At 42.5% G+C, this 25,189-nt stretch carries 22 protein-coding genes; 15 read left to right on the top strand and 7 right to left on the bottom strand.

Annotated features, from left to right (window positions below; all coding sequences use genetic code 11):
• Positions 1–66: 66 nt before the first annotated feature.
• From AY605_RS05775 to AY605_RS05765, 3 genes are all read left to right on the top strand, one after another.
• Positions 67–654 (top strand): lipocalin family protein, encoded by a 588-nt coding sequence (locus AY605_RS05775; RefSeq protein WP_064095502.1) that lies wholly within the window; start codon positions 67–69, stop codon positions 652–654.
• 161 nt (positions 655–815) lie between these two features.
• Entirely contained in the window at positions 816–1,748 is a 933-nt protein-coding gene (gene rarD, locus AY605_RS05770) for an EamA family transporter RarD (protein WP_064095501.1), read from the top strand.
• Between the two features lie 251 nt (positions 1,749–1,999).
• Positions 2,000–3,457 carry a glyceraldehyde-3-phosphate dehydrogenase gene (locus tag AY605_RS05765; RefSeq protein ID WP_064095500.1) on the top strand — a complete coding sequence of 486 codons (1,458 nt, stop codon included), beginning with the start codon at positions 2,000–2,002 and terminating at the stop codon, positions 3,455–3,457.
• Between the two features lie 52 nt (positions 3,458–3,509).
• Here the strand turns inward: AY605_RS05765 and AY605_RS05760 are convergent, their stop codons facing one another.
• On the bottom strand, positions 3,510–4,370 hold the full coding sequence (locus AY605_RS05760; RefSeq protein ID WP_064095499.1) for an SDR family oxidoreductase: 861 nt from the start codon (positions 4,368–4,370) through the stop codon (positions 3,510–3,512).
• Between the two features lie 102 nt (positions 4,371–4,472).
• Here AY605_RS05760 and AY605_RS05755 point away from each other — a divergent pair, with 102 nt between their 5' ends.
• From AY605_RS05755 to proB, 4 genes are all read left to right on the top strand, one after another.
• Positions 4,473–4,847: a winged helix-turn-helix transcriptional regulator gene (locus tag AY605_RS05755; RefSeq protein WP_064095498.1), complete on the top strand. Its 375-nt coding sequence runs from the start codon at positions 4,473–4,475 to the stop codon at positions 4,845–4,847.
• Positions 4,848–4,909: 62 nt separating this feature from the next.
• On the top strand, positions 4,910–5,440 hold the full coding sequence (locus tag AY605_RS15200) for a hypothetical protein (RefSeq protein WP_228138642.1): 531 nt from the start codon (positions 4,910–4,912) through the stop codon (positions 5,438–5,440).
• Between the two features lie 162 nt (positions 5,441–5,602).
• Entirely contained in the window at positions 5,603–6,820 is a 1,218-nt protein-coding gene (gene cgtA / locus AY605_RS05740) for an Obg family GTPase CgtA (protein ID WP_064095497.1), read from the top strand.
• Positions 6,821–6,847: 27 nt separating this feature from the next.
• Complete coding sequence (proB, locus tag AY605_RS05735) at positions 6,848–7,981, top strand: glutamate 5-kinase (RefSeq protein ID WP_064095496.1); 1,134 nt, start codon at positions 6,848–6,850, stop codon at positions 7,979–7,981.
• A gap of 68 nt (positions 7,982–8,049) precedes the next feature.
• Here the strand turns inward: proB and AY605_RS05730 are convergent, their stop codons facing one another.
• On the bottom strand, positions 8,050–8,646 hold the full coding sequence (locus AY605_RS05730; RefSeq protein WP_064095495.1) for a phosphatase PAP2 family protein: 597 nt from the start codon (positions 8,644–8,646) through the stop codon (positions 8,050–8,052).
• Positions 8,647–8,802: 156 nt separating this feature from the next.
• Positions 8,803–9,504, bottom strand: coding sequence for an SIMPL domain-containing protein (locus AY605_RS05725; RefSeq protein WP_064095494.1), 702 nt, complete (start codon positions 9,502–9,504; stop codon positions 8,803–8,805).
• Between the two features lie 474 nt (positions 9,505–9,978).
• Here AY605_RS05725 and AY605_RS05720 point away from each other — a divergent pair, with 474 nt between their 5' ends.
• The 8 genes from AY605_RS05720 to sohB all read left to right on the top strand — a co-directional run bounded on the left by AY605_RS05720 (position 9,979) and on the right by sohB (position 21,201).
• Positions 9,979–11,352, top strand: coding sequence for a diaminobutyrate--2-oxoglutarate transaminase (locus AY605_RS05720; RefSeq protein WP_064095493.1), 1,374 nt, complete (start codon positions 9,979–9,981; stop codon positions 11,350–11,352).
• Between the two features lie 3 nt (positions 11,353–11,355).
• A complete protein-coding gene (locus AY605_RS05715; protein ID WP_064095492.1) occupies positions 11,356–12,888 on the top strand; it encodes a pyridoxal phosphate-dependent decarboxylase family protein in 1,533 nt (510 codons plus the stop codon).
• A gap of 173 nt (positions 12,889–13,061) precedes the next feature.
• Complete coding sequence (locus AY605_RS05710; protein WP_064095491.1) at positions 13,062–14,411, top strand: MFS transporter; 1,350 nt, start codon at positions 13,062–13,064, stop codon at positions 14,409–14,411.
• Positions 14,412–14,872: 461 nt separating this feature from the next.
• Positions 14,873–15,904: a substrate-binding domain-containing protein gene (locus tag AY605_RS05705; RefSeq protein ID WP_064095490.1), complete on the top strand. Its 1,032-nt coding sequence runs from the start codon at positions 14,873–14,875 to the stop codon at positions 15,902–15,904.
• A gap of 104 nt (positions 15,905–16,008) precedes the next feature.
• The gene (gene pstC, locus AY605_RS05700; RefSeq protein ID WP_064095489.1) at positions 16,009–17,388 is read left to right on the top strand and encodes a phosphate ABC transporter permease subunit PstC; all 1,380 of its coding nucleotides are present in this window, start codon (positions 16,009–16,011) and stop codon (positions 17,386–17,388) included.
• A complete protein-coding gene (gene pstA, locus AY605_RS05695; RefSeq protein ID WP_064095488.1) occupies positions 17,388–18,779 on the top strand; it encodes a phosphate ABC transporter permease PstA in 1,392 nt (463 codons plus the stop codon). The genes pstC and pstA overlap by 1 nt, the downstream gene beginning before the upstream one ends.
• A gap of 14 nt (positions 18,780–18,793) precedes the next feature.
• Positions 18,794–19,705, top strand: coding sequence for a phosphate ABC transporter ATP-binding protein PstB (gene pstB, locus AY605_RS05690; RefSeq protein WP_064095487.1), 912 nt, complete (start codon positions 18,794–18,796; stop codon positions 19,703–19,705).
• A 533-nt stretch (positions 19,706–20,238) separates the two neighbouring features.
• Positions 20,239–21,201 (top strand): protease SohB, encoded by a 963-nt coding sequence (gene sohB / locus AY605_RS05685; protein WP_064095486.1) that lies wholly within the window; start codon positions 20,239–20,241, stop codon positions 21,199–21,201.
• A gap of 132 nt (positions 21,202–21,333) precedes the next feature.
• Here the strand turns inward: sohB and AY605_RS05680 are convergent, their stop codons facing one another.
• From AY605_RS05680 to hflD, 4 genes are all read right to left on the bottom strand, one after another.
• Positions 21,334–21,930 (bottom strand): DUF1269 domain-containing protein, encoded by a 597-nt coding sequence (locus AY605_RS05680; protein WP_064095485.1) that lies wholly within the window; start codon positions 21,928–21,930, stop codon positions 21,334–21,336.
• A 362-nt stretch (positions 21,931–22,292) separates the two neighbouring features.
• On the bottom strand, positions 22,293–22,919 hold the full coding sequence (locus tag AY605_RS05675; protein ID WP_064095484.1) for a DUF2238 domain-containing protein: 627 nt from the start codon (positions 22,917–22,919) through the stop codon (positions 22,293–22,295).
• Between the two features lie 88 nt (positions 22,920–23,007).
• A complete protein-coding gene (gene purB / locus AY605_RS05670; protein ID WP_064095483.1) occupies positions 23,008–24,396 on the bottom strand; it encodes an adenylosuccinate lyase in 1,389 nt (462 codons plus the stop codon).
• 54 nt (positions 24,397–24,450) lie between these two features.
• A complete protein-coding gene (hflD, locus tag AY605_RS05665) occupies positions 24,451–25,182 on the bottom strand; it encodes a high frequency lysogenization protein HflD (RefSeq protein WP_064095482.1) in 732 nt (243 codons plus the stop codon).
• Between the last annotated feature and the right edge of the window lie 7 nt (positions 25,183–25,189).

Below are 25,189 nucleotides of genomic sequence, written 5' to 3'. Positions count from 1 at the left end.
GATAAAGCTATTGTAGGAACAGAATTTTTTAAATAAATATTTTGTGAACATGCAATAGGTATCTTTATGACAACTCAAAAATCTTCACGTACCGGATTAAAGCTGGCAAAAATTGCGGTGGGTAGCGCGGTTCTTCTCGGTTTGGGCGCCGCTACTATGGCTTATGCGAAAGACGAGCCATTACCGACCATTGAGAAAGTTGAACTGGACCGTTATTTGGGGACATGGTACGAAGTAGCACGCAAACCGCTGTACTTTCAAAATAAGTGTGATCGTGACGTCACAGCGACTTATACTTTAAATGAAAATGGCAATATTGTGGTGGATAACCGCTGCATTAAAAAAGATGGTGGACAAACCCAATCACTGGGTGAGGCATTTGTGCAGAATCCACCACAGAATACCAAGTTGAAAGTCAGTTTCTTGCCAGACTTTATTCGCTGGATTCCGGTCGCCCGTGGTGATTACTGGATTTTAAAACTGGATGAGAACTATCAGACTGTGCTGGTGGGCGAGCCTAAACGTAAATACATGTGGATACTTTCCCGTAATCCCCAACTGGATAAAAACGTAGTGAATGAATATTTACAATATGCACAGTCGGTGGGCTATGACCTGAGTGATGTGATTTATACCAAGCAAACTCAAAGATAAGTTTAGCGTTTTTATGTAAACCATGCTTAGGCATGGTTTTTTTATGCTTTGTGAAAACATAGTATCTAATTTTAAATGGAGACCTTTTTATATAGGTGAATTATCAAGCTTTCTATAATGCTAGTCGCTATAATGCAGACGAATCAAAGTAGAGTTTGACTATGTATAAAGGCATTGCGTTATCTGTATTGGCCTCCGTGGTTTTTGGAGTGCTCTATATATTTACGCCCTTTTTACAGCCTTTAGACAGTGAGCAGACCTTTGCCTGGCGTATGCTGGCGACCTTACCATTTCTGACTGCATTTATGTGGTGGTCAGGGGACCTGAAACATATCAGCAGTATCTTTAAGCGGGTATTACGACAGCCTTCATTTTTGATCTGGTTGCTGATTAGTTCGCTGTTATGTACCACACAATTGTGGTTGTTTTTATGGGGGCCTATCAATGGGCGTGGTCTCGAAGTCTCGCTCGGCTATTTTCTCCTGCCTCTGGTAATGGTGTTATTCGGCTGTGTGCTCTACAAAGAAAAATTATCATCTTTCCAGATGGTCGCTGTTGTATTGGCAGTATTGGGAGTAGGGCATGAAATCTGGCGAATTGGTTCAATCGCATGGGAAACAGTCTATGTTGCTTTAGCTTACCCAATTTATTTCTTTATGCGGCGTAAATTCGCTACCGATCACCTGGGTGGATTTTGGTGGGATTTATTTCTGATTTTGCCTGTTGCGTTTTATCTTGGCTTTATTTATAGCGACTCTTTGCCATTAATATTCAGTCATTATCACTTGATATTGGCAGTGCTTGGGTTAGGCTTTTTAAGTGCGCTCGGTTTAGGCAGTTATATCCTGGCCAGTCGATATTTGCCTTTTGTGATTTTTGGGCTATTGAGTTATCTTGAACCGGTATTGCTGGCTTTTGCTTCAATGGCACTTGGGGAACGCGTAGAATCAGGTGAATGGCTGACTTATATCCCAATCTGGTTGGCCGTCTTCGTGCTGGTAGTGGAAGGAATCTTGCATTTACTCAGACAACGTAAACATCAATTAGCCCTTAAGAAAAATCTGGAAAACTATAAAGATCGACTTCAATCTTAAAATTAAGAAGAGATCGCATGAATAAACAACATTTAACAAATTTATGCCTGTGATTAAAAAACAGCTATCTTTAAAATTTTTGGATGCAAAATCATTCAGCTAATTACAATTATTTTTAAAATTTATAGTGAATATACGTTAAAAACTGCCCGTCATAATGAGCTTTTGATTCAAACTTGCCGCCAATTCCATTACAATTGTCGGGTTTAGAAATTTATGCCTAGATTTACAATTAATTAGAGGACGTATCTGTGAGCAAAGACACTATCGTTGCCCTACATGCAGAGCACCAAGGTCGCTGGAAAAACCGTGAAGAACTTGCGGAACGTATGATTGCCCTTGTGGGTCAGTTATATCGTGAAAAAAATATTGTAGCTACAGTTTATGGTCGCTCTTTAATTAACCGTTCTGTGATTCAGATTCTGAAAGCACATCGCCGTACTCGCGTGCTAGACGTTGAACTTTCTGTTGTAGACACTTTCCCAATCCTTGAAGCATTGGCGAAAATTGACAACATCGGTACTGCTGAAGTCGATCTAGGCAAACTTGCTGTTGAGTTCAAAGCAAAAGGTGGGGATGTTAACGCATTCGTTGCTGACGCTGTGAAATCTCTTGAAGGCAATCCAACTTCTGTTGAAGGTAGAGATGTTGTTCTTTACGGTTTCGGTCGTATTGGTCGTATCCTTGCACGTTTGATGATCAGCCAGTCAGGTCTGGGCCGTGGCTTGAACCTGAAAGCAATTGTCGTTCGTAAATCGTCTGATGGTGATCTGGAAAAACGTGCGTCTTTATTGCGTCGTGATTCAATCCACGGTCCATTCGCGGGTACGATTTCTGTTGATGAAGAAAACGAAGCAATTATTGCTAATGGTCAGTTCATCAAAGTGATCTATGCATCAAGCCCATCTGAAGTAGATTACACTGCATACGGTATCGAAAATGCACTTGTTATCGACAATACAGGTAAATGGCGTGATGCGGAAGGCCTTGCTCAGCACCTGAAATGTCCAGGCGCTGCCCGTGTTATTCTGACTGCACCGGGTAAAGGTGACATGAAGAACGTGGTATTTGGTGTGAACCAAGCTGACATTCTGGATGAAGACAAAATCATCTCTGCAGCAAGCTGTACTACAAATGCGATCACTCCAACATTAAAAGTGTTAAACGACAAATACACAGTGATTAATGGTCATGTTGAAACAGTTCACTCGTTCACAAACGACCAGAACCTGATCGATAACTATCATAAAGCTGACCGTCGTGGCCGTGCTGCTACACTGAACATGGTCATTACTGAAACTGGTGCAGCGAAAGCAGTTGCTAAGGCGCTTCCAGCTCTTCAAGGTAAACTGACAGGTAACTCTGTACGTGTACCTACACCAAACGTATCATTGGCGATTCTTAACCTTACCTTGGGTCAGGATGTTGATCGTGATGAAGTGAACGAATACATTCGTCAGATTTCAATCGGATCTAGCCTGCAAGGTCAAATCGGCTATACCAACTCGACTGAAGTGGTATCTTCTGACTTTATCGGTTCACGTACTGCAGGTGTATTTGACGCGCAAGCGACTATCACTTCAGGTAACCGTTTAACTTGCTACGTTTGGTACGATAATGAAGTAGGTTATAGCTGCCAGGTATTACGTATTGCTGAACAGATGGGCGGTGTAAGCTATCCTAAAATTCCTGCTGAAACTAATGCATAATTAGTTTTTAGCTAAAAAAAGAGTCTCATTTGAGGCTCTTTTTTATACGGGATCAAAAAGAGGTAAGTGAAGATTTAACTGTCGTTTCGATTGGGGTGGTAGGACGCTTCAGTAAATTTTCTAAATCTTTACTCTCACTGAAAAATGCACCACGAATTGCTTCAACATCTGCCTCCACCATGGTCTCAGCTAAGCTTTCAGGTAGTCCTGCCTGTAGAAGCATTTGTTTGTAGTCTTCAGCACTCAAGTTCTTATAAATGACAGTTTTCGAGCTAATTTCAGAAATCGTTTTAGCCAAAGTGTCGAAGGTAAATGCTTTAGAACTCGCCAATTCATACGTTTTATTGTCATGATCTGAACCTAGCAGGACATTTGCTGCAGCTTCTGCATAATCCTCACGTGGAGCAGCGCTGATAAGGGCATCCTGAGCCGCACCATAGAAAATACCTGAGTCAATCGTGTGTTGAATATTGGCCAGGTAGTTCTCGATATACCAGTTGTTTCTTAATAAGGTATATCTTAAGCCACTATCATGGATAAATTGTTCTGTTTCACGATGTTCCTGTGCAAGAGTGAGCCGGGAGGTATCTGCACGCAATAAACTGGTGTAGGCAATATAGGGAACTTTAGCCGCAACAGCAGCATCGATTACCGCTTTGTGCTGCGGTGTCCGTCGACCAATTTCACTGGCAGAGATTAAAAGTAATTTATCGATCCCCTGGAGGGCAGGCTGAAGAGATTCGATTTGATCATAATCAAAATGGCGAACTTCGATTCCTTGCTTTTGAAATGATTCAGCTTTTTCTACATTACGCACCAAGGCAACAATATTATTTGCAGATGTTTGAGGAAGTAGGTGTTGAATAACCAGGTGACCGAGATGACCCGTTGCGCCAGTAATTGCAATTTTCATTTTTTATTCTCGCTTTTTTTGATGAATAAATATTAATCTGATAACTTACTCAATTTAAGCCCATATTAAAAAGTAAGCTTATTACTAGAAAGGAAGATTTTTATGTCTGCTTATGAAACCAGTAAATTATTGGGGCAAGTTTTATCTACTGATTGCCCTTCTCGAGAAATATTAGAGCATATCGCCAATAAGTGGTCTGTTTTAGTTTTGCGCTGTCTCAGTGAAGGGGTGCATCGTTTTAGCGAGTTGAAACAGCGAATCGAAGGGGTGAGTGAAAAGATGCTTTCCCAGACTTTAAAAATGCTGGAGCAGGATGGCTTTATTTTAAGGACAGTTTATCCGGTCGTACCGCCAAAAGTGGAATACCAGTTGACGATTACCGGTTCACAAGCAGCTGAAAAAATAATGTACCTAATTGGCTGGATTGAGAAAAGTCTGCCAGATATTGTAGAGAATAAAGCACGCGTAGCAAAATAATATTGCATTGCTTTTGGGGAAGCAATAAATGAAAAAAATCTGAACACTTAATTGCGACCTTATTGGCGGTATATACGATCATCCTGATTTTGTGTATTGCACTTTATGCGATTTTTAAGATATTAAAAGTTGATATTACTTTAGCAACCAATCTCTTGCTTTGGTCTGCAGCGATCTTTGCACCTGTTGCAGTATTGATGACATATAACAGTTGGCGAGAAGAGCAGAAAGGGAGTGAGGTTGTAGCGATCTTAGCTAAAGATATAACCACTGACATATTGGAATTAAGAGCACTTAATAATGAAATATTTAGCGGTTTTTGTGTAAGCAATATCAGCTTCGAAAAGAGTCAGAAAAATGTTAATGAATTTCATGATTTAAGAATACAAATCAAGAAATCTATTATTCTTTTAAATGATAATTTGTATGAAATCACTACAAGTTTTAATCAGCAGACACAAGAACGGAATGTTGAGTATGGGGATATTTTACACAAGAATTCTAATAAATATGCTAGAGAAACGATTAGAAAATCTCAGATAGGATTTGAGCCTATACTAATGCAACTTATTAATTACACCTTATATAAGTAAGAATTATATGATTTTTAATTTTCAAAACAAGGAAATCAGGCTTGTTAAATAAAATTCAGAGCAAGGTGAACGATCTTCATTGATTGTGTCATAAATATAGTCGAGAAATTCTTTAAAATATGGCAGAATATGGGGTTTTAAAGTTTTTAGAGGATTGGCAATATGCGCTTTGTTGATGAAGCAGTCATTACCGTAGAGGCTGGCGACGGTGGCAATGGCGTAGCCAGTTTTCGCCGTGAAAAATTCGTACCATTTGGTGGTCCAGATGGTGGTGATGGTGGTCGTGGCGGCAGCATTTATATTCAGGCTGACGACGACACCAGTACGCTAGTTGATTATCGTTATACACGTAAATTCCGTGCAGAACGAGCAAAAAATGGCCGTGGGGCGAACTGTGCTGGTCGTGGCGGTGAAGATACCGTATTAAAAGTTCCGGTAGGAACAACAATTGTAGATGTAGAGTCTGGTGACATTATTGGCGACTTGATCGAGGACGGTCAACGCGTGAAAGTTGCGGCAGGCGGTGAGGGTGGTTTAGGTAATACCCACTTTAAATCATCGACCAACCGTTCACCACGTAAGTGTACGCATGGTCAAAAAGGTGAATTCCGTGAAATCCGTCTAGAGCTTAAAGTTCTGGCAGATGTCGGCTTGCTGGGTATGCCAAATGCGGGTAAGTCAACCTTTATCCGTGCAGTCTCGGCTGCAAAACCAAAAGTGGCAGATTATCCATTTACCACCATGGTGCCAAACTTGGGTGTGGTCGATGCCGACAGTCACCGTTCATTCGTGATGGCAGACATTCCAGGTCTGATCGAAGGTGCATCTGAAGGTGCAGGTCTTGGGATTCGCTTCCTGAAGCACTTGGCGCGTACCCGTATCTTGTTACACATCGTTGACGTACAACCGATTGATGGTTCAGATCCGGCACATAATGCCAAAGCAATTATGAAAGAGCTGAAAAACTTCTCCCCAACGCTTTCAAAACTGCCGATCGTATTGGTGCTGAACAAAGTCGATCAGTTGGCTGAGGAAACACGTGAAGAATGGTGTACTCATATTCTTGAAGAATTGCAGTGGGAAGGTCCGGTTTTTGAAACTTCTGGCTTAACGGCTGAAGGCACCAAGGACGTAGTTTACTACCTGATGGATCAGATCGAAGAGCAGCGTGAACGCGAAACTGAAGATCCAGAATATGCAGCAGAAATGAAAGCATTCCGTGATCAGCTTGAAGCTGAAACACGTGAACAAACCATCGCTGCAAAAGAAGCGTATCGTGAGATGCGTCGTCAGCAACGTCTTGCCGGTATTCTGGGCGATGACGAAGATGATGAAGATGGCGATGATGATAGTGATGTGGAAGTGTACTACGTACGCTAATCTCTGAGAGAAGAGTCTGAGGACAAGATGATAGAAGTGGTAGATGGGCAACGTCAGCTCAAGGGTTGTAAACGAATCGTTGTTAAAATCGGATCATCTTTACTCACAGCAAACGGACAAGGTCTAGATTTAGATGCCATCTCGCACTGGGCGGGACAAATCGCAAATCTACACAATGCAGGACACGAGATTATTCTGGTGTCTTCCGGTGCTGTGGCTGAAGGTATGGTGCGAATGAAACTTGAGAATCGACCCACCGATCTACCCAGTCTTCAGGCTTGTGCTGCCATCGGTCAGATGGGCCTGATTCATACTTGGTCAAGCGTACTTGAGAAGCACCAGATTCAAACTGCTCAAGTACTATTGACTCATGATGATCTGGCAGATCGTCGTCGCTATCTCAACTCATGTGATGCCTTGCAGCACCTGATTGAATGGCGTGTGATTCCAGTGATCAATGAGAATGACACGGTTTCTACTGACGAAATCCGCTTTGGTGATAATGACACGCTTGCTGCCATGGTGGCTGGTCAGGTGCATGCAGATCTTCTGATTATCTTAACGGATCAGGAAGGAATGTTTGATTCAGATCCACGGTCGAATCCAGATGCCAAACTGTTCCATACCGTACGTGCGATGGATGAAAGCCTGTTTGATATGGCAGGTGGGGGAGGTAAATTTGGTCGTGGCGGTATGCTGACCAAAGTTCGTGCTGCTCGTCTGGCGGCAAAGTCCGGCTGTCCGACCTTAATTGCAAGCGGTGACAGTGATGGTGTTCTATCACGTCTGATGGCGGGCGAGATGTTGGGAACTTTGTTTGTGACTGACAAAGATCGTATGACCGCGCACCAGCAATGGTTGGCAGCACATCTGCAGACTGCAGGTCGGTTGGTGATTGATGATGGTGCAGTGAAAGCCATCAAAGACAATCATCGCAGCTTGTTGCCTGTCGGTGTAAAAGCAGTTGAGGGGCACTTCGAACGTGGCGATGTGGTGGAATGTGTCGATCGACAAGGTCATCGCATTGCTGTAGGGCGTGTCAATTTCAGTTCGCGTTCTGCGGAAATCGTTAAAGGTTTGGCCTCAGATAAGGTTCATCAGGTTTTAGGTGAAGCACGTTCTTTAGAGATGATTCATCGCAATCATATGGCGATCTACTAAGCCATTCGGATTTAAGTTAAGAGATACAAAAAATCCCGCCTTCGAGCGGGATTTTTTAACATTGAAATTTATTTGATCCAGCCCATCCGGATCAATGGCGCAAACAGCGACAGATGAATATTTAAAATAAAGCGCATAAGTTTATCCTGATATTTCCACCACAATGGTAATCCAGCTAAATTTACTGTTATTGCCATCAGGAATGCACCCAGCATATCAATCGGAAAATGTACACCGACATAAACACGCGACCACGCTACCAGCCAAGCTGTCCAGATTAGAATTCGTCCCAAGTCTCGCTGAGGTGAAAAATAATAGGCGAAGGCAATCCCGCTAAAAATACTCATATGGTTGCTGGGAAAAGAACCAGTCGGTGCATGTTCAATCAGGGTGCGACCAACATCCATCACAAACGGGCGTGGGGTATTGAGTACTGCAGACAATACTTCACTCATCAATAAGGTAATAGCTGTAAAGATGAAGGCTTTAATAATCCCTGTTTTTACTTCGTAACTACCACGGAACCAGGCAATAGCAAAAATCAGCAAAAAAAAATAAACCAGATCATGCGCAATCAGGGAGGCATAGTTGATCATCCAGATCGAGGCTTGATCAGGTACATTGAGAAGATGAAACAGGGAAAGGTTCAGTTGATCAAGAGACATGAGCAGAAAGGGCTGGTGCAAATGTCCGTTACTGTAAACCGGTCAAACCTCAATTCCTACCCGAGTTTGTATGAATTTGTAGCTTCGCTTTTTAAAGAATATTCACATGATAAAAAACCACCCAAAAGAGTGGTTCTTAAAAGCCTGAATGAAGTTTTATTTAAACTGAATCGAGCCATTGGCACTGACAGTCATTTGCGATTCACCTGCCGCAACGGCCTGCTCTGGAACCATATCAGACGAAGCTGATTTCATCATGGCCATACGCGGTACGGGCTGTGGTGCATAGTTATTGGTATTGATGTTCAAGTTTACCAGTTGATAACCCGGTTTATTCCAGGTCTGGGTGAGTGCTTGGGCGCGTTGCTGGAAGTTTTTAGTCGCTTCAATCATCAGTTCACTTTCAACTTTTTTGCGCTTTTCATCTGATACCTTGAAATTAATCGACTCGGTCTGGAAATTTTGCTGCAATTCTGCAATGAGCTGCGAAGCCGCTTTAAAATCTTTTGATTCTAGGCGAATTTGGGCACGACCACGCCACTCTTTTAATTTACGGTTGTCATTGTCATAAATAGGGTAAGTACTTTGTGTACCCGTCTCGATTTTCACAGTAGGATATTTTCGTGCTGTAGCAATCGCCTGACTCATGAGTTGGTTGATTTGGGTGGCCAGTTCAGCCGGCTGTTTGTTGGATTTTTCAATATAAAGTACGGCATGCATTTCATCATTTGAAATTTCACGACTGGCCTCTGCTGAAAGATTAACAACATTATAATTCATGGATTCGGCAGGAGCTGCAAATGCGCCTGTGGCGAGTGTGCTGGCAAGGATAAAACTGGTAAGTGCTAAGAGACGCATGAAATTGTCCTGTTATTCTTAAAATTGGCCATCTAAGCCGTTAGGGAAATATTAAATCTCAATTGTGATCTTTTTACGAAATATTTGTGGTAAGAGTGTTAAATTTTCTTTCATTTTAACTTATTATTTAATCTATATTTATTGTTAATAATTAAGTGTTTAATAATAAATTTTAAAATTTATTTTCTGAATGTTAGCTGTGCTACAAAAAAGCATAAAAGAACAGGCTTTCCTTTCTGCTGTCACGCGGTAAGATGATGATTCAGGGGATGGATTGGCACGATGTTTTTTTTCGATAAAGATTAGGACAAAATGTGACTGAAAGTTATTTATTTTCCTGAAAAATTCGGTATCATCCGCCTCCTAGTTATTCGAATACAAAACTGCTAGCTAGAACCTTATAAAGCGCCGAGTCAAAGGACCAAACGTCACCAGACTTATTTCTTTCACCCATATCAGAGATGGTAATTCGATATGAGCGTTACTTCTGTAAACCCTGCCACCAATTCCACAAACGAATACTACTTGACTCGCCAAAGTCAGATGGAATCGAATGTGCGTAGTTATCCACGTAAATTACCGTTAGCGATAGCGAAAGCACAAGGTTGCTGGGTTACCGATGTTGAAGGTACTGAGTACCTTGATTGTTTAGCTGGGGCAGGGACGTTGGCATTAGGCCATAATCATCCTGCAGTCATTCAAAGTATCCAGGATACGATTGCAAGCGGTTTACCATTGCATACCCTGGATCTTACTACTCCTTTAAAAGATGCTTTTACTGAAGCACTTCTTTCTTATCTTCCAGGTGGTCAAGAAGAGTACTGCTTGCAGTTCTGTGGTCCATCCGGTGCAGATGCAACAGAAGCTGCAATCAAACTCGCGAAAACCTTTACCGGTCGTAGCTCTGTAATCAGCTTCTCTGGCGGTTATCACGGTATGACTCACGGTGCATTGGCAATGACAGGTAACCTGTCTGCGAAAAATGCAGTAAACGGTTTGATGCCGGGTGTACAGTTCATGCCGTATCCGCATGAATACCGTTGCCCATTGGGTCTTGGCGGTGAAGCCGGTGTAGATGCCCTGACTTACTATTTTGAAAACTTCATTGAAGATGTCGAAAGCGGTGTGACCAAACCTGCAGCTGTAATCCTTGAAGCAATTCAGGGTGAAGGCGGTGTGGTGACTGCACCAGTAAAATGGTTGCAGAAAATCCGTGAAGTGACTGAAAAGCACAACATCGTGTTGATTCTTGATGAAGTACAGGCAGGCTTTGCGCGTTCAGGCAAGATGTTTGCATTCGAACATGCCGGCATTGAGCCTGATGTTGTAGTGATGTCTAAAGCCGTGGGTGGTAGCCTGCCGCTTGCAGTTCTAGGTATTAAACGCAAGTTCGATGCATGGCAGCCTGCCGGTCATACCGGTACTTTCCGTGGCAACCAGTTGGCTATGGGTACGGGTCTTGCGACAATCAATACGATTAAAGAGCAGAACCTGGCGCAAAATGCACAAGAGCGCGGTGATTATCTACAGTCTGCATTAAAAGAGTTAGCCAATGAATTCCCATGTATTGGCAACGTGCGTGGCCGTGGTCTGATGATCGGGGTTGAGATTGTTGACGAGCGTAAACCAGCGGATCATATGGGCTCTTTGCCTGCTGATGGTCAATTGGCCGCAGCAATTCAGACCGCTTGTTTCAACAACAAACTGTTACTTGAAAAAGGTGGCCGTAACGGTACGGTAATTCGTTTACTTTGCCCACTGATCATCACTCAAACAGAATGTGAAGAAGTTATTGTCCGCTTCAAGAGAGCAGTTGCTGAAGCTCTGATAGCAGTTCGAGGCGTATAATTCATGGTAGATTTTGCAGAACATCGTAAAGCTTTACTCTGCAATGATGCTGCATCCATTGCTGACTATCAGTCAGCAATGGAACAGGCGACCAAAGCGGTTGCAGCATGGTTGCAAGACGACAAAATGTACCCGGGCGGTAGCATCAAGGAATTGCATAGCGCAATTTCTTTCAAGCCTTCTCAAGAAGGTATGGGCCTCCAGAAGTCTTTAGAGCGTATGGTTGAGCTATTCCTCAACAAAAGCCTGAAAGTACATCATCCACACTCACTTGCGCATTTGCATTGTCCTACCATGGTCGCAAGCCAGATTGCAGAAGTGCTGATTAATGCAACTAACCAGTCAATGGACTCATGGGATCAAAGCCCGGCCGGTTCATTGATGGAAGTGCAGCTGATTGACTGGCTGCGTCAAAAAGTGGGTTATGGTTCAGGTCAGGCAGGGGTGTTCACTTCTGGTGGTACACAATCGAACCTGATGGGCGTGTTGCTTGCACGTGATGCCTGCATCGCGAAAAACTGGAAAGACGAAAACGGCAATCCGTGGTCGGTTCAGCGTGATGGTATTCCTGCGGATGCGATGCGTAATGTCAAAGTCATCTGTTCTGAAAATGCACATTTCTCTGTGCAAAAGAACATGGCAATGATGGGCATGGGCTTCCAGTCCGTTTTGACTGTTCCTGTGAATGAAAATGCACAGATGGACGTAGACGCACTGGAAAAAACCATGGCGCACCTTCAGTCTGAAGGCAAAATCGTGGCATGTGTGGTTGCGACTGCAGGTACAACGGATGCGGGTGCGATTGATCCATTGAAAGCAATTCGTGAAATCACCAATAAATATGGCGCGTGGATGCATATCGATGCGGCATGGGGTGGGGCGCTGATCCTGTCGAATGAATATCGTTCAATGCTAGATGGTATTGAATTATCTGATTCGATCACGCTTGATTTTCATAAGCATTACTTCCAGACCATTTCTTGTGGCGCGTTCCTGCTGAAAGATGAGACGAATTACCGTTTCATGCATTATGAAGCTGAGTATCTGAACTCCGCTTATGATGAAGAGCATGGCGTTCCAAACCTGGTATCGAAGTCTCTGCAAACGACTCGTCGTTTTGACGCGTTGAAATTGTGGATGACCGTTGAAGCACTTGGTGAAGAGTTATATGGTTCAATGATTGACCATGGCGTAAAATTGACGCGTGAAGTAGCAGATTACATCAAGGCAACGGATGGTCTGGAACTTCTGGTCGAGCCGCAATTTGCATCAGTTCTGTTCCGTGTAGTTCCAGCGGGCTATCCGGTTGAATTTTTGGATGCCCTAAACCAGAACGTAGCAGACGAACTGTTTGCGCGTGGTGAAGCGAACATTGGTGTGACGAAAGTGGGTCAGGTTCAGTCTCTGAAAATGACCACTTTAAGCCCGGTTGCAACGCTTGATAATGTGAAGAACTTGCTGGCATTAGTGCTTGCAGAAGCGGATCGAATCAAGGATTCAATCGCTGATGGTACTTATACGCCACCCATTGCATAAGTGATTGTGATGTGAAAAAAGGAGATCGAAATGATCTCCTTTTTTTATAATTAAATTTTAGTTTTAGAGGCTAGGATCAAACTAGCCTCAATATATAAATATACCTTTTAAGTCTTTGCTGCGTGTTTTTCAAAATAATAAGCTATTCAAAATAAAATGGAAAACTCGGGAATATGGAGCAAAATATACAGGAAAAATCACTCATCAAAACAGTGATTGATCAAAGAATTTCTAAGTATCAGTGGATGGTCATTGCACTTTGTTTTCTGATTGCATTATTTGATGGTTTTGACACCCAAGCTGTTGCATTTACTGCACCCGCCTTGCTAGTACACTTTGACTTAGAAACAGGTGCATTAGCACCGATTTTAACTGCAGGTATCGTCGGAATGACGATAGGTGCAATGCTCTTAGGACTAGTAGGGGATAAATTAGGACGTCGAAAAACATTAATCATATGTACGGCCATTTTTTCTCTAGCAACTATATTTATTGCGTATGTGACGAGTGTTGATCAAATATTAGTATTGAGATTTATTGCTGGATTGGGGATGGGTGGAGCGACACCTGTGTTGCTTGCATTGGCTGCCGAATATTCTCCGCAACGTTTCAAAGGCACAGTTACTACAGGCGTTTTGTTAGCCTTGCCAGCAGGGGCAATGTTAGGTGGCTTACTGGCTGCCAAGATTTTGCCAGTGCTAGGTTGGCAAGGGATCTATTTGATTGGCGGTGGATTCCCGTTGCTATTGCTGTTTGTCATGTATTTCTTGTTGCCTGAATCTTTGGAATATTTAGCGCAAAACAATAAAAGTTCCTCTTTGAGATCAATTCAAAAAATTCTCAATAAAATTTCTCCGGGGATTGGCGAGATTAAAGTCAAAGACCTACTTCAGCCAAATAAGACACAACAACAAAAAGCCAAGTTGGCGATCTTGTTTCAAAATAATTTGGCTCGTACTACCATTGGCGTATGGGGTACTTATTTCTTTAACTGGATTGCGTGGTTTATGTTGTTATCGTGGTTGCCGACTGTATTGAAACAGGCAGGATTGGCACCGGAAAATGCGCCTTATGCATCCGTTACAGTAAATGCTGCCTTTATCTTATTTGCCTTGCCATTAGCTTATTGGCTACCTAAAGTAAATACAGCTAAAATTCTCACTTTTATGCTAATTACAGGATTGGTGATCGTCGCTGGTTTAGGTTTATTTATTGAAAGTAATCAGTGGGGCTATATCTTCGCTTTGATTGCATTGGCAGGATTTGGAATTGGCGGTCAGCAGTTGGCTTTGAATTACCTGGTGGTCGCTGCATATCCAACTCAAGTTCGAGCAACTGCCACAGGGTGGGCAATTGGAATGGGCCGTATGGGTGCAATTTTAGGATCAGCCATTGGCGGAATTGTACTCACGCAATATGGTGTTTCAGGTTATTTTTATGCGCTTGGCGTACCTCTATTATTGGCTCTCTGCTGTGTCTTCCTGATTAAATATCGCATTCCAAAGGTTCAGGTAGATGCATAATATTTTTGTATAAAATTAGATTGAAATTCTGTATTTAAATAAAAAGGAGATCGAAATGATCTCCTTTTTTTATGGGCTTTAAAAAAACAAAAAAGGTCATTTCCCAGATCAAAATTCACCACAAAAATCCAGAAGGTCTGAATCCCGTTTAGCCTGTTATTTATTTGTCATAGGCTTATGTAAAACTGAGGAGCAGGATTTATCTTGGGTTCGGGTTTATAAAAAATGTTACATGTCATCGGTCTAAATTTTTTATTGAACTGAATGATATAAAGAACTTAATCATTGAAATCCATAAAAATTTAATCAAGAAAAAACCGCTAGATTAAAAATCACTAAATCGTAATAAAGCTGTAACTTATCTGTCATATTCTAAAATCAAAATGCAGGTATCGAAAGAAGTACAAAACTGAATAAAAAGTGGTGTACTCCAAATTTGCATAAATGAGAGAGATACTAGAATGCGCTTTACAAATTTAGCTTTAGCATTAGCAGTAACCGGGGCAGCTGCTGTAACGACTGCACATGCAGCTCGTGACACCATTCAAATTGCAGGTTCTTCAACTGTACTTCCATATGCCAGTATCGTGGCAGAAGAATTCGGTAATACTTTTCCACAGTTTAAAACACCAGTCGTCGGTTCTGGCGGTTCTTCAGGCGGTTTAAAGCAGTTCTGTAATGGTGTAGGGGATAATACCATTGATATCGCAAACTCTTCTCGTCAAATCAAAAGTACTGAACTGGCAGAATGTAAAAAGAATGGCGTTAATCAGGTATTAGAAATCAAAATCGGTTACGACGGTATTGTATTTGCGTCAAATGCCAACAAAGCTGCTTATAAACTGCGTCCACAGCATGTCTTCGCTGCACTTGCTGCAGAGCTTCCATCCAATGGAAAAATGGTTGCTAACCCTTATACGCGTTGGAACCAGATTGATAAAAACCTGCCGAATGAACCGATCACACTGGTAATCCCGGCTTCGAATCATGGTACGCGCGAAGTCTTCCAGGAGAAAATGGTGGATGCAGGTTGTGAAACGTACGCTGCAATTAAGTCTCTAGACAAAGATGCCAAGAAAAAAGCCTGTTCTACATTCCGTAAAGATGGCCGTGTAGTTGAGATTGCCGGTGACTATACCGAAACATTGGCACGTTTGAAAACTTCTCCAAGTGCGGTGGGTGTGTTTGGTTTAGGTTTCTATGACCAGAATCGTGACCGTCTGCGTGTTGCGACGGTGAACAATGTAGCACCTTCTGAAAAGACCATTTTAAATGGTGCTTATCCGGTATCCCGCCCACTGTTCTTCTACGTTAAAGGTGAACACTTAAAATCAATCAAAGGCTTACCGCAGTTTACTGAATACTTCCTGAACAAAAAAGTGTCTGGCAAAGGCTCTAAGCTGGAAAAAGCAGGTCTGATTTCAATGTCTGATAAAGAACGTGCAGCAGTTCTGGCAAATTTCAAGGCGGGTAAAGTGGTTGTAGTGAAGTAATCACTGATTTTGAAAATGCTGGTGGTAGGGTCAACCTGCCATCGGCTTTTTGCGATAAACAAGTTTTTTCAAACCATTAAAATTGAAAAAACAGTGGAGAATACATGAATCTGCTACTTATAGGTGTGTTATTGGCCATCATGGCCATAGCCTATCAAATCGGATTAAGTAAAAGCCGTAACTTAGCAGGTAAGGGAAGCAATTCTGCAAACTTACACTCGCGTCCCGGATATTATGGTGCCCTGGTTGCACTATGGTGTGGTATCCCTGCGTTTTTAATTTTGATTGTTTGGAACATGGTTGAGCCAAGTTTTCTGGAGCAGGTGGTACTTAAGCATTTGCCAGAAAATGTTTCGGCCAGTCTGGATCCGGCCAGTCTGAGTGTTGTCATCGATCGTGTTCAGGCACTAGCTTCAGGTTTTGGGGTGAGTGATACCCCTGCAGCTTATGAGGTCGCAGCGGCAGAACAGCTTGCTAAATTTTCAACCATCGGTACCTTTGCCAAACTGGCAGTAGTGATTTCGGCAGCGCTGGCTGGTCTGGTCTGGGCCAAGAAACATATTAGCCAGGAATTTCGTGCGCGTAACCAGGTCGAGAAAATGATTAATATCGGCCTGGCATTGTGTTCTGGTGTGGCAATTCTGACCACCCTCGGGATTGTGATGTCGATGTTTGGCGAGGCGATGCGCTTCTTCAGCTTTGTCAGCCCACTGGATTTCTTCTTTGGTACCGAATGGAACCCGGGTTTTAGTACCTCAGGCAGTGCTGAGGGCAGTTATGGTTTATTGCCATTGTTATGGGGCACGCTCATGGTCAGCGGGATCGCACTTCTGGTTGCGGTTCCAGTTGGCCTGATGATTGCGATCTATCTGGCAGAGTATGCCTCACCGAGATTCCGCTCTTGGGCAAAACCAACCATTGAAGTGTTAGCGGGTATTCCTACGATTGTCTATGGGGTCTTTGCCTTGATGATTATCGGTCCATTCCTTAAAAGCATGGGTGCTCTGGTTGGACTCGAAATTAATGCCACCAGTGCGCTGACAGCCGGTCTGGTCATGGGCATCATGATCATTCCATTTGTATCTTCTCTGTCAGATGACATTATTACTCAAGTACCACGTGCTTTACGTGATGGTTCTTTGGGTTTGGGTGCCACCAAATCTGAAACGATCCGTCAGGTGGTTTTACCTGCAGCCTTGCCCGGTATTATTGGTGCGTTCCTGTTGGCAGCGTCACGTGCGATTGGTGAGACCATGATTGTGGTCCTGGCAGCCGGTAACAGTCCGCAGCTGCATGCCAATCCGCTTGAAGCCGTATCTACGGTTACGATTACCATCGTCAATCAGCTAACTGGTGATACTGATTTTGCTAGTCCGCAAGCACTGGTGGCCTTTGCACTAGGATTGACGCTATTCGTCATTACCTTAGGTTTGAACATTGTTGCACTGATCATCGTGCGTAAATATCGTGAGCAATACGACTAATGAGTACTTCAAATACAACGCCTGTGGATCAGCGTATTGATCCATCCGTCGCTGCCGAGCTGCGTGAAAAGCGTAAGAAGACCATTCAAAGCTCTTTGGCACGACGTCATCGTAAAGAAAAAACCTTCCGTCTATTTGGTTTCTCTGCGGTACTTGCAGGTTTGTTCTTTGTGGTATTGCTGTTCGGTAGCATTTTGTCCAAAGGTCTTCCTGCATTCTGGCAAAGCAGTATGAATTTGCCGATCTATTTCGATCCTGCCATTGTGAATATTGGCCCGAAACCAAAGCCTCTTGCAGGAGAATCTCCGGTGCAGTTTGAAGATCGCTTTATTGCATGGCAGACCGAAGTGGGCATGGTGGATTGGGATGCCCTGATTATCAACGGCATGATTGCCAAAGACCGCAAGCTGGAAAGTCAACGTGATGAACTGGGTTCTATATATACTAGCTCGGAAGCTTACCGTTTGCGTGACATGGTTATGAAAGATCCAGCTCTGGTCGGTCAAAGCAAAGAAGTGAAAATTCTGGCTGATGCTAATGTTGATGTCTGGTTAGCTGGAAATATTGACCGTGATCTTCCAGATGAACAGCAGCAACTAAGTCCTGAAGTACGTCAGGTGGCGGATGAAATGAAAGCCGCTGGTGTAATCGAGAATAGTTTCAATACCAATATTTTTACTAGCCCGGATTCGCGCAGTTCGCCGGCAACTTCCGGACTGGCAGGTGCCTTCATGGGCTCGCTGTTCATGATGATGATCGTGATCTTTATCTCGATTCCAATCGGGGTAGCCTCTGCGATCTATCTGGAAGAATTTGCACCGAAAAACTGGATTACCGATGTCGTAGAAGTCAATATCAACAATCTGGCAGCCGTTCCCTCAATTGTCTTCGGTCTGTTGGGTGCAGCAATTTTCATTGGCTGGATGCATTTGCCACTCTCAGCACCATTGGTGGGTGGTCTGGTTCTGAGTCTGATGACCTTGCCGACCGTGATTATTACCACACGTGCATCACTTAAAGCTGTTCCACCTTCGATTCGTCAGGCAGCTTTAGGACTCGGCGCTTCCCGTATTCAGACAGTATTCCATCATGTGTTGCCATTGGCTTTGCCGGGTATTTTAACGGGCGCAATCATCGGAGTTGCACAAGCTTTGGGTGAAACAGCACCATTATTATTGATCGGAATGAGTGCTTTTGTTGCCAGCGTTCCAGCTACTCCATTTGATCAGTCAACGGCTTTACCGGTGCAGATTTTCTTATGGCAAGGCAATGAATTGCGTAACTTCTTTGAAGGTCGTACTGCAGCGGCAATTATTGTACTTCTGGCCATGATGATCAGCTTGAACAGTCTGGCTATCTGGCTACGTAAGAAATTTGAAGTCCGTTGGTAATAGGGGGCAGAATCATGAACACAACTATTATTCAAAATTCCTTAGAAAAGGATCAATCCGTGAATTCACAACAGACACAATTTAGCTCGGATGAGGCGACCCAAAAGCCGACAACTCCGTTTGTTTCCCAGTTCGATACGCAAAGCAGCAAAAAAGATGTAAAGGCGACGAATGTGAAACTTAGTACTTCCGATGTGCATGTGTACTATGGTGAAGCGGAAGCGATTAAGGGTATTGACCTGAACATTTATGAAAATGAAGTGATTGCTTTTATTGGGCCCTCAGGCTGTGGTAAATCAACCTTCCTGCGTACCTTAAATCGCATGAATGACACTATCGACAGTTGTCGGGTGAGTGGTAAGGTTATGCTGGACAATCAGGATATTTATGATCCAAACCTGGATGTGGTATTGTTGCGTGCTCAAGTTGGTATGGTGTTCCAGAAGCCGAATCCTTTCCCGAAATCAATTTTTGATAACGTAGCATATGGCCCGAAACTGCACGGTTTAGCACGTGACAAGTATGATCTTGAGGAAATTGTTGAAGGCAGCTTGCGTAAAGCCGGTTTGTGGGAAGAAGTGAAAGACCGTTTGAATCAGCCGGGAACAGGTTTGTCAGGTGGTCAGCAGCAGCGTCTATGTATCGCACGTACAATTGCAGTATCACCTGAAGTGATCCTGATGGATGAACCCTGTTCAGCCCTTGATCCTATTGCAACCGCTAAAGTGGAAGAGCTGATTTCTGAGCTGTCTACGCAATATACCATCGCGATTGTAACTCACTCCATGCAACAGGCAGCGCGTGTATCTGATCGTACTGCATACTTCCATTTGGGTGATTTAATTGAAGTGAACTCGACTGAGAAAGTCTTTACCCAGCCAGATCATCAGTTGACTGAAGCCTATATTACAGGGCGGTTTGGTTAGTTATTACTTTCTGAAAAAAAGAGCTATATAGCTCTTTTTTTATCTCTGGACATAATGAATGTATATAGAATAAAGGAATGGAGTCATTAAATTTTGCAAAAATAAAGAGAATCTAATTTTTTCCAAAATTCCTTTAGCCTACTAAATCTTAGAAAATGGCAAAGCTACCAAAAAATAAATATGGAAAGGGTTATACAGTCTATGGAAATGATAAAAAAGAAGTCCATCTTTCTGATGTTGCTGATTACGTTGAGTGTAATCGTGGGTGGTTTATAGCATCAACTGTAAAAGGATGATCTGCTTGCTGTGTGGGATAAGTCTGAATCTCTATTATAAATAAGACAAAGCAGCACAAAGCTTTATATGCGAATTCTGCCCTGTTAGTGGGTATTATTGCCAAGACGGACTATCAGTAGGGATTAGGCTTTTTGTAATACTAATCAATTAAGCAACAATATTGTATTGAAAAAAACATAAATTGACCTAATCTAAAGTAAGAAGCCCGAATTAATTAAATAGAGAACTGATTTTTTATGTTATTTCATACTCCAAAACTGTCCGCTGAAATCCGTATTAGTCATCTCAATGCGCGTATCAATGAACAAAGAAAAAAAATAGCGCAAACTACTGGCTCTAAACTGGAACTTTTACAGTTGTCACAACAACTGTCAAAAGAGGCGCGTGCGCGTAAGAAAACCAATCAGAAAATCTATGTACTCGATTTTAAAGGTGATATGGCTGCTTCCGCAGTAGAAGGTTTGCGTGAAGAAATCACTTTGATTCTCGCCACTGCCAAAGCAGGCCGTGACCGTGTTGTGGTGCGTCTGGAAAGTCCAGGCGGTATGGTGCATGGTTATGGACTTGCTGCAGCGCAACTGGTGCGTTTACGTGAAGCAGGTTTTCATCTGACCATCTGTGTCGATAAAGTAGCCGCTAGTGGTGGCTATATGATGGCATGTATCGCTAATGAAATTATTTCGGCGCCTTTTGCAATTGTGGGTTCAATTGGAGTGGTTGCTCAGGTACCAAATTTTAACCGTCTATTGAAAGATAACAAAATTGACTTTGAACTCTATACCGCAGGTGAGTACAAACGTACTGTGACTATGTTCGGTGAAAATACCGAAGAGGGTAAAGCCAAGTTTGAGGAAGAATTGCAGCAAACCCATGCTTTATTCAAACATTTTGTTGAAAAGTATCGCCCGCAGCTCAATATTGAAAAAGTAGCAACCGGTGAGCATTGGTATGGCCGGGATGCGCTGGATCTTAATCTTGTTGATACCCTGCAAACCTCGGATGAATACTTGCTTAATGTGTTAACTCAGCATGATATTTATTTATTGCAGACTCGCAAGAAACCAACTTTGGGTGAAAAATTGGGCCTGCAAGCAGCGCAAATTGCTGATTCACTTGTGCCGACTGTCATGAATAAAGTCATGGAAAGCTTAAGCAAAGCCAATGCAAACTTGGTACAAATGCGTGATCCAAAACTGTAATCATTGGTTATAAAAGTTAGTGAATAAAAAAAGCTCACAGAATGTGAGCTTTTTTTATCTATACAATAATGTCCTGCATTGAAGATGTAATCACAGGATATAGATTCAAGATTGGACCATCTGTTCGCCGGGTTATTTGGACAGATGGAAGCGGGATTTAAGAGCTTCCCATTTTGCTTGACGTCTTGCTTTGTGTTCAGCCTTTTTTTGTTCTTTTAGGGTTACATTGGCGATACGCTGCGATTCATGCCAGGCTTCAACGCTCGCTTCAATTTCTGATTGCACATCATCAAAACTCCAGCGATAAATTGTTGCACCAGTTTTGTCAAATAAAGCATCAATAAAATCTTCAGATTCTTCATAAGCATCAATGAGCAAGCCTGTGCTTTCTTCAGGTAAGGCTTGGCTGATTTTTGTCAATACAGCCATATCGTCCTGCTCATGATTAATGTCATAAGACTCACCGAGTAATGCACCCGCGGTAAAGCCTAGAACAATCCCGAGTGGGCCGCCTAATATTCCAATTAAGGCACCAAGCAGGCCTCCGCCTACCAAGCCGCTATCCTGCCTAGGATCTAATTGTTCCTCAATTTTGAAATTTCCATTTTCTTGACGTTTGAGAAGGGTAATTTCGTTAATATTTTGGATAGGTGAATTTTTTAATTTATTAAAACCTTCAAAGGCTTTTGAGGGTTCATCCCATGTGATCAGAATAATATTGTGAGCCATTTCTTATTACCTAGTTTTAATTATTCGATATCGAAGATATGAAGATCATACAATCTCAGGTCTATTAAATGGGTTAATTTTTGTTGATATTAAGGTGTGTTTAGTTATATATGATCATGTATAGTCAAATAAGGAAAATGATGTTCTGGTTTTACTTTTATCTTGCTCAGAATTAAATTGAATTAATAAAGTTAAAATTTTATTTTAACTTTCCATTAATAGAGCATTTTATTATCAGGGAGTCTCCTATAAACATTTTTATACTAAAAATTAATATCAACTTTAAGTCAAATTTAATTGTGGAAAATAAAATTCTATATAAATGATTTTTTTAATAAAATTAGAAGATAGTGTCAGGAAGGCTATTTATTAGACTGTATTAACATGATGCTACCTGTGATTATGGCACCAATGGTTGCAAGTAACATATCTTTATGTGCATCCCAGATATCGCCTTGCTGTCCATTATAGTTTTCCGCATCCTCTGCAGACAGACGAATAGCAATGAACCATTCAAGCCATTCATAAATCAGGCTGCCGGCCATCACAAATTGAATAACCAAAAGAAAAATCGTGAGTGGTTTCTGCTGTGGAATCCAGACTTGAAACAAACGATAAAAAACAGGATAAAGTAATAATCCGTAGGCCAGGTGAACAAAACGGTCAAACATATTGCGTGACCAATGCATCGTTTCATTCAGATTAAAACCAAAAATTTGCTCAATCCACTGGTTATATGGCACATAAGAATACAGATAATGGGCTGCCACCACATGGATCAGCAGAAAAAGAATATAAAGATTAAAACTGAGAAAATTTATTCCGATCTTATATAAGCAGAGGAGTAGCATCAGCACCATAAAAACTGTGCCCGCTTGATGGAGCAAATATGACTCTATTTCTAAAGGTTGAATGCTGGCCACTATAACTGCGATTGCCAGAATCGCTAAACTGACAAAATGCTTGCTACTTAATTGATGATCTATCATCGGCGTCTTATGCAATTATTTTAAACTGATCATAATTATAAATAAAAAAGCGAAGCCGGAGCTTCGCTTTTAGTCTTAATCGTCTGAATTAAATTTTAGCGATCAAGTCCTTAATTTGTTTTGCCTGATCTGCAGCATTACCTGTGTAAGTGGCAGGAGTCATTTCTGCTAAACGCGCACGGTCAGCAGCAGGAACAGCTTCCAACTCGTTACCATTTACGAAATCAACCATCATGTCGCGAGTCATGGCTTGACCACGAGTAAGCGCCTTTAGTTTTTCGTACGGTTTTTCAACGTTGTAACGACGCATTACAGTTTGAATTGGTTCAGCCAATACTTCTTGAGCATTGTCCAGATCTTCATTGATCCGCGCAGCGTTCAACTCAAGTTTACCAATACCTTTTAAGCACGCTTCAAACGCGATTAAGCTTTGCGCAAAACCAACACCCATGTTGCGAAGCACAGTAGAGTCAGTCAGGTCACGCTGCCAGCGAGAAATTGGAAGTTTTTCACCTAAGTGGGCAAGTACAGCATTGGCAAGCCCTAAGTTACCTTCAGAGTTTTCGAAGTCAATCGGGTTCACTTTATGTGGCATGGTTGAAGAACCAACTTCGCCATCTTTCAGCTTTTGCTTGAAGAAACCAAGCGAAATATAACCCCATACATCACGGTTAAAATCGATCAGAATAGTGTTGAAACGACGAAGCGCATCAAACAGTTCTGCCATGTAGTCATGTGGCTCGATCTGAGTGGTGTACGGGTTGAAGTCTAGCCCCAAAGACTCTACAAATGCTTGTGAATGTGCAGGCCAGTTGATGTCTGGGTAAGCAGAGTAGTGCGCATTGTAGTTACCGACTGCACCATTGATTTTGCCAAGTAGCTCAACATTTTTGAACTGTTTGATTTGGCGTGCAAGACGGTAAGCCACGTTCGCCATTTCTTTACCCAAAGTCGTCGGGCTTGCAGTTTGACCATGAGTACGAGACAACATTGGCTGGTCTGCATGTTTTTCAGAAAGCGCAACGATTGAATCAATGATTTGCTGCATAGATGCAATCAGTACATCACGACCACTTTTCAGCATCAAAGCATGTGACAGGTTGTTAATATCTTCAGACGTACATGCAAAGTGAATGAATTCACCGGCATTTTTAAGTTCTTCAATACCAGCGATTTTTTCTTTCAGGAAATACTCAACCGCTTTAACGTCGTGGTTGGTGGTGCGTTCGATCTCTTTGATACGATTCGCGTCATCTTCAGAAAAATCGCTCACAATCGCATCAAGCGCTGCATTAGTTTCGCCTGAAAACGCCGGTACTTCAGTAATTTCCGGGTGGTTTGCAAGCGCTTGTAACCAACGCACTTCAACAGTCACACGAGCATGGATTAAACCAAACTCAGAAAGAAAGGGACGTAGAGCATCACATTTGCTCGCGTAACGTCCATCTAATGGAGAAAGTGCAGTTAAAGCGTTCATATCGATTCCTTAGATTTTGGAATTAAACGTAAAACGAAACACGTGCAGCATCAGTTAAACCACCTGAAACTGTAAACGCGCTAGATTCTGAATATCTTGTAGCAACTTGCGTTTGCCAAATACCATGCCCCAAGAGCTGCCACCGAGCTGACGCCACAGGTGTGCCATTTGCAAACCGGTAAATAATGACGCACGAATGCGATTGGTGTGTCCGGCATCTTTAAAGGCTTCGGCATTGCCACGTACCATAATGCGAGGATTAATCTGTCCGGCAGTATCGACATAGGTTTGAGCTAGATTGGCAATGATGCTGGGGTGCAGATAATTATTATCAAAGAAAGAAAGCTGTCTGAGAATTTTCTGTTGGGACTGTTCAATAATTTCAACAAATTTGGGATTGCTATAGACCTTCTTTTCTAACTGAAGAAGTGCCATTGCATAGGTCATTGGAAGTTTTGTACTGGAAAGTTTTGGAATTCTGGATTTGGGGGAAGTGTTGAAGGGCTGAATAAGGCTGCTTTCTAATGTTTTTAAACCTAAGGAAACATCGGCCAACTGGTTAAAAAAGTCTAATGTCTGGGCGTTCTGATTGCTGCCGGGGCGGATATTAAGACTGGCTTTAATTAACTGTTCAAAATAGAAGTTACCACTTTCACCAATGCTTTGCTGACCTGTCACCGCTGTCATATGGGTTAGCTGGGTGGCCTGAAACACACCCGCTAATGCCAAAGCACGATTTTGACGAGTATTCAACGTTATGGCTGGTTGAAATGGTAACTCCGTCATGCCGAAT

The sequence above is a fragment of the Acinetobacter sp. SFD genome (assembly GCF_001647575.1).
GTDB lineage: Bacteria > Pseudomonadota > Gammaproteobacteria > Pseudomonadales > Moraxellaceae > Acinetobacter > Acinetobacter pecorum.
Note: the sequence above shows the minus strand (reverse complement) of the source record. Positions and strands in the feature narration are given on the sequence as shown.

What these genes read in the sequence shown, in the direction of transcription:
- rarD (WP_064095501.1), top strand. Translation starts at nt 816, where the DNA reads ATGTATAAAGGCATTGCGTTATCTGTATTGGCCTCCGTGGTTTTTGGA.
- AY605_RS05705 (WP_064095490.1), top strand. Translation starts at nt 14,873, where the DNA reads ATGCGCTTTACAAATTTAGCTTTAGCATTAGCAGTAACCGGGGCAGCT.
- sohB (WP_064095486.1), top strand. Translation starts at nt 20,239, where the DNA reads ATGTTATTTCATACTCCAAAACTGTCCGCTGAAATCCGTATTAGTCAT.
- cgtA (WP_064095497.1), top strand. Translation starts at nt 5,603, where the DNA reads ATGCGCTTTGTTGATGAAGCAGTCATTACCGTAGAGGCTGGCGACGGT.
- pstC (WP_064095489.1), top strand. Translation starts at nt 16,009, where the DNA reads ATGAATCTGCTACTTATAGGTGTGTTATTGGCCATCATGGCCATAGCC.
- hflD (WP_064095482.1), bottom strand. Translation starts at nt 25,182, where the DNA reads ATGACGGAGTTACCATTTCAACCAGCCATAACGTTGAATACTCGTCAA.
- AY605_RS05725 (WP_064095494.1), bottom strand. Translation starts at nt 9,504, where the DNA reads ATGCGTCTCTTAGCACTTACCAGTTTTATCCTTGCCAGCACACTCGCC.
- AY605_RS05755 (WP_064095498.1), top strand. Translation starts at nt 4,473, where the DNA reads ATGTCTGCTTATGAAACCAGTAAATTATTGGGGCAAGTTTTATCTACT.
- AY605_RS05715 (WP_064095492.1), top strand. Translation starts at nt 11,356, where the DNA reads ATGGTAGATTTTGCAGAACATCGTAAAGCTTTACTCTGCAATGATGCT.
- AY605_RS05675 (WP_064095484.1), bottom strand. Translation starts at nt 22,919, where the DNA reads ATGATAGATCATCAATTAAGTAGCAAGCATTTTGTCAGTTTAGCGATT.
- AY605_RS05775 (WP_064095502.1), top strand. Translation starts at nt 67, where the DNA reads ATGACAACTCAAAAATCTTCACGTACCGGATTAAAGCTGGCAAAAATT.
- AY605_RS05730 (WP_064095495.1), bottom strand. Translation starts at nt 8,646, where the DNA reads ATGTCTCTTGATCAACTGAACCTTTCCCTGTTTCATCTTCTCAATGTA.
- AY605_RS05720 (WP_064095493.1), top strand. Translation starts at nt 9,979, where the DNA reads ATGAGCGTTACTTCTGTAAACCCTGCCACCAATTCCACAAACGAATAC.
- AY605_RS05680 (WP_064095485.1), bottom strand. Translation starts at nt 21,930, where the DNA reads ATGGCTCACAATATTATTCTGATCACATGGGATGAACCCTCAAAAGCC.
- pstB (WP_064095487.1), top strand. Translation starts at nt 18,794, where the DNA reads ATGAACACAACTATTATTCAAAATTCCTTAGAAAAGGATCAATCCGTG.
- pstA (WP_064095488.1), top strand. Translation starts at nt 17,388, where the DNA reads ATGAGTACTTCAAATACAACGCCTGTGGATCAGCGTATTGATCCATCC.
- AY605_RS05760 (WP_064095499.1), bottom strand. Translation starts at nt 4,370, where the DNA reads ATGAAAATTGCAATTACTGGCGCAACGGGTCATCTCGGTCACCTGGTT.
- AY605_RS05710 (WP_064095491.1), top strand. Translation starts at nt 13,062, where the DNA reads ATGGAGCAAAATATACAGGAAAAATCACTCATCAAAACAGTGATTGAT.
- purB (WP_064095483.1), bottom strand. Translation starts at nt 24,396, where the DNA reads ATGAACGCTTTAACTGCACTTTCTCCATTAGATGGACGTTACGCGAGC.
- proB (WP_064095496.1), top strand. Translation starts at nt 6,848, where the DNA reads ATGATAGAAGTGGTAGATGGGCAACGTCAGCTCAAGGGTTGTAAACGA.